The 8,729-nt window shown below is 58.8% G+C and carries 8 protein-coding genes; all 8 read right to left on the bottom strand.

Going from position 1 to position 8,729, the window contains the following annotated elements:
• Positions 1 to 246 precede the first annotated feature (246 nt).
• The 8 genes from RMET_RS31690 to RMET_RS31655 all read right to left on the bottom strand — a co-directional run bounded on the left by RMET_RS31690 (position 247) and on the right by RMET_RS31655 (position 8,717).
• On the bottom strand, positions 247 to 1,986 hold the full coding sequence (locus tag RMET_RS31690) for an ATP-dependent helicase (protein ID WP_008649473.1): 1,740 nt from the start codon (positions 1,984 to 1,986) through the stop codon (positions 247 to 249).
• 278 nt (positions 1,987 to 2,264) lie between these two features.
• Positions 2,265 to 3,098 carry a hypothetical protein gene (locus RMET_RS31685; protein ID WP_008649471.1) on the bottom strand — a complete coding sequence of 278 codons (834 nt, stop codon included), beginning with the start codon at positions 3,096 to 3,098 and terminating at the stop codon, positions 2,265 to 2,267.
• Between the two features lie 55 nt (positions 3,099 to 3,153).
• Positions 3,154 to 3,771, bottom strand: coding sequence for a DUF4400 domain-containing protein (locus RMET_RS31680; protein WP_008649469.1), 618 nt, complete (start codon positions 3,769 to 3,771; stop codon positions 3,154 to 3,156).
• A gap of 3 nt (positions 3,772 to 3,774) precedes the next feature.
• Complete coding sequence (locus RMET_RS31675; RefSeq protein WP_150982632.1) at positions 3,775 to 4,071, bottom strand: hypothetical protein; 297 nt, start codon at positions 4,069 to 4,071, stop codon at positions 3,775 to 3,777.
• Positions 4,046 to 4,552: a hypothetical protein gene (locus tag RMET_RS31670; protein WP_008649465.1), complete on the bottom strand. Its 507-nt coding sequence runs from the start codon at positions 4,550 to 4,552 to the stop codon at positions 4,046 to 4,048. Before RMET_RS31670 ends, RMET_RS31675 begins: the two co-directional genes overlap by 26 nt.
• A gap of 6 nt (positions 4,553 to 4,558) precedes the next feature.
• Complete coding sequence (gene traD, locus RMET_RS31665) at positions 4,559 to 6,424, bottom strand: conjugative transfer system coupling protein TraD (RefSeq protein WP_008649464.1); 1,866 nt, start codon at positions 6,422 to 6,424, stop codon at positions 4,559 to 4,561.
• Positions 6,424 to 7,665: a TraI domain-containing protein gene (locus tag RMET_RS31660; protein WP_008649463.1), complete on the bottom strand. Its 1,242-nt coding sequence runs from the start codon at positions 7,663 to 7,665 to the stop codon at positions 6,424 to 6,426. Before RMET_RS31660 ends, traD begins: the two co-directional genes overlap by 1 nt.
• Entirely contained in the window at positions 7,665 to 8,717 is a 1,053-nt protein-coding gene (locus tag RMET_RS31655; protein ID WP_008649461.1) for a type IV secretion system protein, read from the bottom strand. Before RMET_RS31655 ends, RMET_RS31660 begins: the two co-directional genes overlap by 1 nt.
• Positions 8,718 to 8,729: the final 12 nt, after the last annotated feature.

The following is an 8,729-nucleotide window of genomic DNA, read 5'->3' as shown; positions in this document are numbered from 1 at the left end:
TCGGTTCAAAAACCTTTAAGCTGTTCACCGGAACCGCCGGTGGATCGTGCAACCGTTTTCGGCAAAAATGACGTCCGCGGTTGCGTTGCCGTGAAGGTTAGCGGCCCTTAGACGTATACGCAAGTTAACTTTGTGCCTGTTGTACCCGAGAGATCGAGCTGTTCCCCCGGTACTTACGGGTCGTTGTTAAAGTAAAAGGCGAGGAATTCTACGAAAGTGCCATATAACGCACAAAGAATGCGCGCCTCAGGAAGTAAGGCTTAGGCCAGCCTCAAGGACGAAGCGCGAGGTCGGGTTCTTCTTCGCCGTTGAGATAAACAGGCAATCCCTGGCGCGCGTGACGGCGACGTAGAAGAGGCGCCTTTCTTCGCTTTCTGGGCTTTCGCTGTCGGGAACGATTGTCTCTTCGGCTCGGACTATGGCTACGCTGTCCCACTCCCGTCCTTTTGAGGCGTGCATGGTGGTTAGCACGAGGGCGTCGGCGGCGGGTTCGTTGTTTCTCCGTCGAAGATACTCAAGGCGGGCCACGAATGGTCCGTTGAGCTGGCTGAGGACGTCGTAGCAGGTGTTGATGGCACGCTTGCCGGCGTCCTCAGTCACATACTTGAGCATCCATTCGCGGACCCCATCCAACGTCAGCGCATGGAATTCGCGATCGTATAGGGCACGCCATTCGGCGAGTCGTTTCAAGAAATCCCTGTACTTCTCGGCCGTCTCCTCTGATATTCCCGATTCGACCAGGTCCTTTTTGCGCGGGGCAGAGATCAACTCACCCTCGGCGGCTTCCTGGGCGTGAAGCTGTTGAAGCTCAAGGGTTCCGATGCCAGAGTATCCAAGTAGAGCATCGACACCAGTCAACTTTGCTCGCTGTATAAGCTCCAACATATCTCCCATCAGTGCTGCCTCGGGACGATCGAGGATCGATTTGCCGGCGGCACGGTAGTACTTCACTCCATGGGATCTACACACCGCCTCTATGGGATCAAGAATGCGATTAGTCCGAGCGAGCACCGCGGCGGTCTTCCCAGCACGAATCGCCGGCGCCAGCGTTTCAACTACGGCAACCGCTTCCTTGTACTCGTCGTCGAATCTCTTGAATTCGACTGAGCCGCCGGAGCCCCGATGTGCCAACAGGTCCTTCGAAATCCGCTGCGCGTTGTTACGGATAATTTTGTCAGCGGCACTCAGAATCTCGGAATGAGAGCGATAGTTCTTGCCGAGCACGATAGCGCGAGCATCAAACTCCTTGATGAACGCCTCCATGCCCTGATAGCCGAGGGCGTCACGAAAGCCAAAGATGGTTTGATCATCGTCCCCGACGACACACACAACAGAGCCGGCCGCCGCATGCAATGAAGTCCACCGCGATTGCAGGCTATCGCAATCTTGATATTCGTCGACCAGCAGGTGGTGAACGGAGTAGGGCCGGATGCCACCCGTTAGCATGCCGGCCACCGCCATGCGCAGCATGTCCTGAAAGTCGATCTTCCCGTTTCGTGACAAAGCGGCTTGGTATGCCTCGAAGATCTGTGCGTCTACAGTACCGGGCTTCGGATCGTCCAAATGATGCTTCGAACGTTCTATGGAGGCCAGCGCATCCTCCACCTTCCAATCGATGCCGCGCTCCTGAAGGATCTGGCCAACGATCGCTGCGCGGACACCGTCGGTGACGATGTCGTTCAACTTGCCTCCATTCTTGCCCAATTGCTTGTATGCGAGTGAGTGAAAGGTGCCTGCGACCAGCCGCTTTTTTGCCGTAGGACCCGCCAATTTGAGAATCCGATCGCGAAGCTCAATCGCAGCATCCTTGCTAAAAGTGACCGCACCTACGGTAAGGGCTGGGTTGCTCAGAAGCAACGCGGCTTTGGCGGCAATCGTCGCTGTCTTCCCTGCACCAGGCACAGCGACGGCCACGCAATGGTCGCGGCAGTCAACGACTTCCCGCTGGGACGGATTCAGCTTTTCGAGAACTTCTGCGAGAGACATAACTCGGTGTGGCGAATGCCTGGGATGGTCATTGACCGACTTGGTCGGACTTGGTGCCAGCAACGAAGAGGAAGTGCCACCAACTGCCTGTTGCTTGACTTGTGCCGTTATGCAAACAGGCACCATGTAAGACTTAGCCCCAATTGGTGGCACGTGCTGACACAATGTCCGACTTACGCTGTGGGTAACTCCGATCCGTCATCTGGCACCTAATGGCACCACGTCCAACCATGTCGGATGGCGACGGACTTGGTGCGACCATAGTCGCGCCGGAAGCACTAGATGCCGCGCACGGTTGTCATGAGCTTCAGGTGCGTCGTGTAGCTGCGCAGGCCCAAAGGCTGGAACTTACGCAAGAACCGCGACACCTCTTCATTGACGTCGCTCTGGTCGCGGATGCCGTTCCACACCATGAAGTCGAACTGGTCCATCGTCTGGTCGAATTTGATCAGCACCTGCAACGCCCGCACCGCGAACCGGGAGTACGCCTGGACCTCAAGGGAGACCGACGGGCGCTGGATCGTAGGTACAAATACGATATCCCCGGCCCCCCGCATCTCGGTTTCGCGTTGCTCTCGGTATGCGCTGGCCACTCGCACCTGCTCGTCCACATAGTCCTCGAGCTTCGACAGTTCGCGTTCCAGGAACGTCTCCAGTGTGGACAACTCCGTTCGCGTGAAGGTGCTCTGGCCGAAGCGCTGGAGATTCAGCGACATCCTGTTCATGTAGGGCCACCATTGTTCGAACAGGGGTCGCAGGCGCGTGTGATTCAGCTTCAGGGCGACAGACACGACGGCAGCGCCCGCGAGTTCGCGGTCCAGGATCTGCAGGCCCAGCTCGCGACGCCGGCGGATGATTGCCTGGCGCTGTTCCGGCTGAAGTTCGCGAAAGAGCTTCCGGGTTCGCTCGACCTCAGCCTTGCGTTGCTCATGATCGGCCGGCGAGAGCAGCCCCTCATTGCGCAGCGCATCGGCGGACGCGTCCATCTCGTTGAGCTCGTGCTCGACGTCCCCGGTGCTGTCGATGGTTCCGAGCGTGCTCGGGGTAGGGGAAGCCGCTACCGAAGCGTCAAGGCTGCTCTCATCGGCGGGGATCAGGTCGGTCGTGGTCATGATTTCTCCGTTTGGAAGGCCATCCACATGGCCTCGTCGTAATTGAGTGGCCGGACTATTTGCCGACATGGAACGACGCCGCGAGGCGCCAGCAAAGCAGGCCCACCAGGCACACCACATAGGTCCACCAATTGGCGAGCAGGGAAATCGGGAGAAGCAAAGCGGAGGCTCCAATCCCGAAGCAAAGCATCAGGCCGTGGGCTGCGACATGGAATGACACGGGATTGGCGAATCCCGCGCTTGCAGCGTGGATCTTTCGCGATACCGATCCGTCATTGAAAATCGCCAGAATCAACACTGTCGCGCCCAAGAGCCAGTGGTGGGCAACCGCGGAACGGTATAGCGCCCGATAGATGGTCAGCCAGAAGTGCTGCATCCAGCCGCGGCCGAACGTTGACGCGCCCCCGTCCGAGAAAGCAGTTGGGGCATCGGAACCGGCGAAGGATGCTTTCACCGCCCCAGAGTCGATGAACCACTCGCGAAAGCGAGCGTTTGCCGATGCCACCGCGATATCGGCCTTCTCCGTCCCAAGGACCCCTTCCACAGACGCCCTTTCGGAACGACTGATTTCGAACGCTGTCTGGTCCTGAATGAATGGCGCCAGCGTGCAGATCATGAGTGGCGAAATAATCAGCCAAAGACGGACGTGGGATGCGAATCGGCTACTTGCCATGGTTCAGATCCACCGCAGTAGCAGCAGGACGGGGAAGCTGGGGATCGCAACAAGCGCGGCCCAGAACACACCCGGCTTGGCGAGAGAGATGTTCACAAGCGCGAAGCAAGGTGCGGCCTTGGTGGCTGTGAACGCCTCAGGCGGCGTCTCGTCCGGGTAAGCATGCGAGACCAACCAATCTTGCATGGCCAGCGCCAGGGCCGGGTCGACGTTACAGATGCGTGCGGCCACCATAGCCGGAATACGGCGAAGCCGCTGCCCGACCCAGCGGGCGTCAGTGTGCAAAGTTGCCAGCGACATCGTAGCTCTCGAAGTAACGGGAGAAGGCGTATCCGGTCAGCACCCGGGCCGCGAGTTGAAACGCAGCACAGCGCTGGGAAACCTCGCCGGGGACCGGCTCGTCAACGACTTGGCAGACGTAGCCCGCCAGCTGCCGTTGCTCGAATGCCGGGATCGATTCGTGGAACGGGTACCAGACGTTGTACTTTTCGCCCTTGAATGCGGCATAGCGCTTGTTGTACAGGTCATGCGCGCGCGAGAAGAGGCCCTTCATGAACGCGACAGACGGATCACCATGCTTGCGCGCGGCGCGCCATGCTGCGATGCCGTCCGTCAGCATTTCTTTGATCAAAGGCTCTTCCCGCACACGGTAGTTCGTGCCGATGTAGTCGACCACGCGGGCACAGATCTCATCGAGGTCCGGAGAGAGGGTGAACACCGGGGAGAGCTTCGCCGACAAATTGTGTTGCTTGATAACTTCGCGGAACAGGCTGCTGCGCATGGATGGTTAGTCCTGAATAATTGGAATACGACCTTGGTAGACGGCGCCGCCGGATATCCGTAGGAAGTACTGGAGGTTCGGCAGTTGCATGACCAGGTCATGCGGAATCAGGGGTACCTTTTCAAGCTGTGCGGATCGCGAAACGGAGCCACTAAATTCACCTACGTGCGCTTCCGTGCCGGTACTCGTGCTGCTGGAGATCACCAGGTTGCGGATAGCCGTCGTCCCGGCCTTCTCGGCGAACCACTGCGCGGTGTCGATGTCTTCCAAGCGTAGAACGATCTGGTTGTTCAGATTGCCCAAAACCTGCTGCATTTTGGCCACGTTTCCAAGTTTTGCCGTGAAATCGGAACGCGTCTGGTAAGCAACGAACGCCTTGAAGCCTGCACCACGCCCCTTGTTGAGAAGCTGGAGCAACTGCTCGTTGATGGCCTCAGCCGTTTCGTCAACTTGAAGGACGATCTCGGGAGGCTTCGCGTAGAAGTTGTAGATCGCGCCAGCGACCGAAGCGATGTCCGCGAGCAGCATGGACATCACCGCTTGCGCGACCATGGAGTTCGACAGGGAGTCCGCACCGACGTAGAGCACGGCCTTCTGTTTGATGACCTTGTCGATATCCCAGATTTCTCTATCGTCCTCGAAGTCATCCGCTTTGGGCGCTAGCATGAGGCCGGTCTCGCCGGTGGCCAGCATCTGCAGGAGGGGCAGGGCAGAGGCGATGATACGGCCGTAGTGGTCTCGATCGTGTTGAAACGTCGAGATGAGACCGTCGATCGACTCGTGGCCCTTGCCCAGATTCGAGAAGCGGTCGATATACAGTCGAACCATAGCGTCCAGACGGGTACCGCCACCTTTCTGACCGACTTGCTGCATGTATCCGGCGACCTCGTCTTCCCAGTCCGTCATGCCGGCTTCGGGGAAAAAGCGCTGAAGCGCACGCTCGAGCAGGTTGTTGATACCGTTCTGTGCGTATTGGAGGATGGAGCGCAGGTTGGGCTTGTCGCCGACGTAGAGCTCGCCTTTGACAGAACGATCGATGAACAGGAACGCAAACTGCCGGAACGGGCCTTCCTCCATGAGCTGGGCGACGCGCGTGGGTATCTCCGACGGTTGCGACCAGTTTTCCAGTGGATTCAAACGGATGGATTGGGACGGCGCCGCCTGCTTCCAATACAGAAACTTCCGACCCGTACGCTCGCATTCTCGCCGGCATCTTGCGACCCACTCGACGTCGTTCTTCGGATCGATCACGATCAAAACGTCATTAGGGTTATGAATAACCTGCGTGGAAATCAGTTCGAATGTGCGCGTCTTGCCCGCACCGGTGGTGCCGCTGATGGACGTGTGGCCGCCCATCGCCTTGTAGTGAAACGGCACTGGCTGCTTCTTGGTCTCCAGACCCGCAATCCAAGGTTTGCCTTGAGGCGAATGGTCCGCAATGCTGTTGGCGGGAGCAAAGGCCTTTTCGATGGCACGTACCGTTTCGTTCGGCAACCATTTTGGCAAGCCGGGAATATCGGTGGACGGCATGCGCAGAATATCGTGCGCAAGTTGACAGTGCTTCTGGGTCCATTCGTAGCCGGTGCCGAGGTACATGGCGTCCACGTCTTTGTCCTTCGAGCGGAGACCGCGGCTGGCATCGAGAAGATCATCGATCTTGACCACGGTAAGCCACTTGGTGGAAATGGCGAGTCGGAATCTGAGGGCGCGCCAAACCTGCGCGGACCGTAGCAGTAGGGCACATAGGCACAAGAGCGCGAAATAGCCAGCGTGCGGCATGCCGCTCAACAGAATCAACAAAGCTGCGACGGTCCAGCCAACGGCCGCGCGAAATTCGTAAATGGGCCGGAAATGGTTGATGTAGTGATTCATCATGATGCAGTCTCCGGCGCGATGAGACGTCCTACTTCGTCGACCAACAGAATATTCTGGCCATCGACCTTGTATAGGTGCTTGCCCTTTCGCAGATGCTCGACAAGGGTGTCGGACGCCAGGCCAAAGTTGCCGAGCGAGCGCTTGCTAATCGAGACTTTGCCGTCGATCCGCGCGACCTTGGCTTTGCCGCTGGCAACGTCCTGGGCCAGCGCCTTGAAGAACTCCCGCATCAAGTTAGAGCTGCCGGCCAAAGCCTTGAAGGGATCGTCGGCGGATAACTCCTTGCGCAACGAACGCGCTCCGTCGAGCTGAACCACATTTCGCGCCGCCGAGGCATCCGAGGCCGTGGCATCCGGCGATTCGACCTGAGCCTGCGAACCAAGGCCCGCGGATTCCGCTGGCGAGACGTTACCCTTTCCGTCGGCGTGCTGCGTGGAAGTGGCCGGCGGCGGCGCCGGCACCGGTGCGTCAGCCTGAGCCAAGGACGGATTGACAGCCTTCTCCAGCCTCTCGGCTGTCGGAACGGGCGTCGAGTCCGGGGGGAATTCTGCTTTTCTGGCCTTGATCTCGAACTGGGTCAGTGTGTCGATGGATTGCCGTACAACCTTATGCAGCAGCGTTTCGAGTCCGGTCGGTCGAGGATCCGGATTGATCGCACCGAAAAGCTCGGTGAGCACCTGGCTGTCGAAGGCACTTAATCGTTCGCTACCAAGAATCTCGCGCGCGAGAAGTGCGGTGCGCATACGCTCAATGGGCTGGATAGCCTCGCGTCTCGTGACACGGTAATTGCTTGTGCCGACCCAGGGACCGAAGGCGCCGTGGGCAGCGGGGATCCACTCTGCACCATCGCTGTCGCGATAGAACTGAAAGTGACGGCACGGCTCGTCGAGCCGCGAGCAGCACGCTGCAAGGAAAAGGGCGTAGAGATACTGAGGCTCGAGCATGCGCCGGCGCTCAGACGGCTGGTCTGCACCGAACTTCTGCGCGCCGGACAGGCGCATCGCAAAGTACGCCGCTTCGACCGTAGCGCGGAATGCACCGCCCGGTTCCGCATGTTCAGCGAAGCGCAGGGGCATACTGGAAAACCAGTCCGCGCACCGCGTCAGAATGCTCAGCCACTTTACGGCGAACAAGTCGCCGGACACCTCGTTTGCATACTGCCGAATCAACGCGATCCGGCTCTCGTGAGCTGACAAAAGCGCTGCTGCCGGCATCGAGGAATGGGTGTGCGTACTCATTATTTCAACTTCGCAAGGAACTTGCCGATGCCGCCGGCGGCCTTGAGGCCAACCCGCATGGCCCCACCGCCGCTGATGCCACCACCGGAGCCGAAGATCGCACCGGCGATTTTAGGAAGCTCGAAGGCGACAAGAATCATGAACAGCGCAATGCTCATGGCATACACGGCACCAGCCAGCGTCGCTGTGCCGGCGCTCTTCTGATCGATAAGCGTGGACACCAGTGCACTCGAGACGAGGCGAGCCATCACAGCGGCAACGACCGAATACATCGATGCGCCGATCATATAGTCCAGCCACGAAGAGAAGTAGCGACGGCTATAGTCGGAGAATCCGAGGGCGACTGCGATAGGTCCAATTACAATTCCGATGGCTGCCGCAATCTCGCCCAGGGATATGAAAAACGTGTAGAGAAGAGCTGCGAGGGCGCAAAAAACGAACGCAGCCAGCAACAGCATTCCAGCAAACGCTATCATCAAGACGTCTGAGATACCGCTTGCCGCCTTCATAGACTCAATATAGGAATCAATGAATCCGGCGCCGACGGAAGCGAGCGTCATCGCAGGTGACATCGCTTGTGTGCCTGCGATTTTGTCGGCGAGATGCTGGAAGTATTCGTAAATGCCAGGCCCGAACTTGTCATATCCGGTGTAGAGGGACGCGAAGATGCCAAGCATAAGGAGCGTCTCGAAGACCTCGGTCCAGGCCGCGACAGGTTGCGACGCCGCGGCGAAACGAATTCCAGCCAACGTCAGCGAAATGACGGCAAGCCCGAAGGCGATCTTGTCCGCGTCCGGAGTGAGGGTCTTGCTCAATGTGGTGGCGCCCCCGATCAGACCGGTACGGAACGATTCGAACTGGCTGAGCCAGCTCTTGAGCGATTCACCAATCGATCCCGGCTGCGCGAATAGCCCGGGCTTGCCACCCTTGTTCGGGGCAGTTTGCTGTGCGGTGTCGGTGCCCGCTTCAGGGGCGGACGCTTGTGCGAAAGCCGGCGGCGAATGCAATAGAAGGGCCGTCAGAAGCAAGACGATGAAGCGGGCGATCTGCATAGTGTGTGACGG

This window comes from Cupriavidus metallidurans CH34 (assembly GCF_000196015.1).
Taxonomy (GTDB): domain Bacteria; phylum Pseudomonadota; class Gammaproteobacteria; order Burkholderiales; family Burkholderiaceae; genus Cupriavidus; species Cupriavidus metallidurans.
This window is presented reverse-complemented; position numbering and strand designations above follow the sequence as displayed.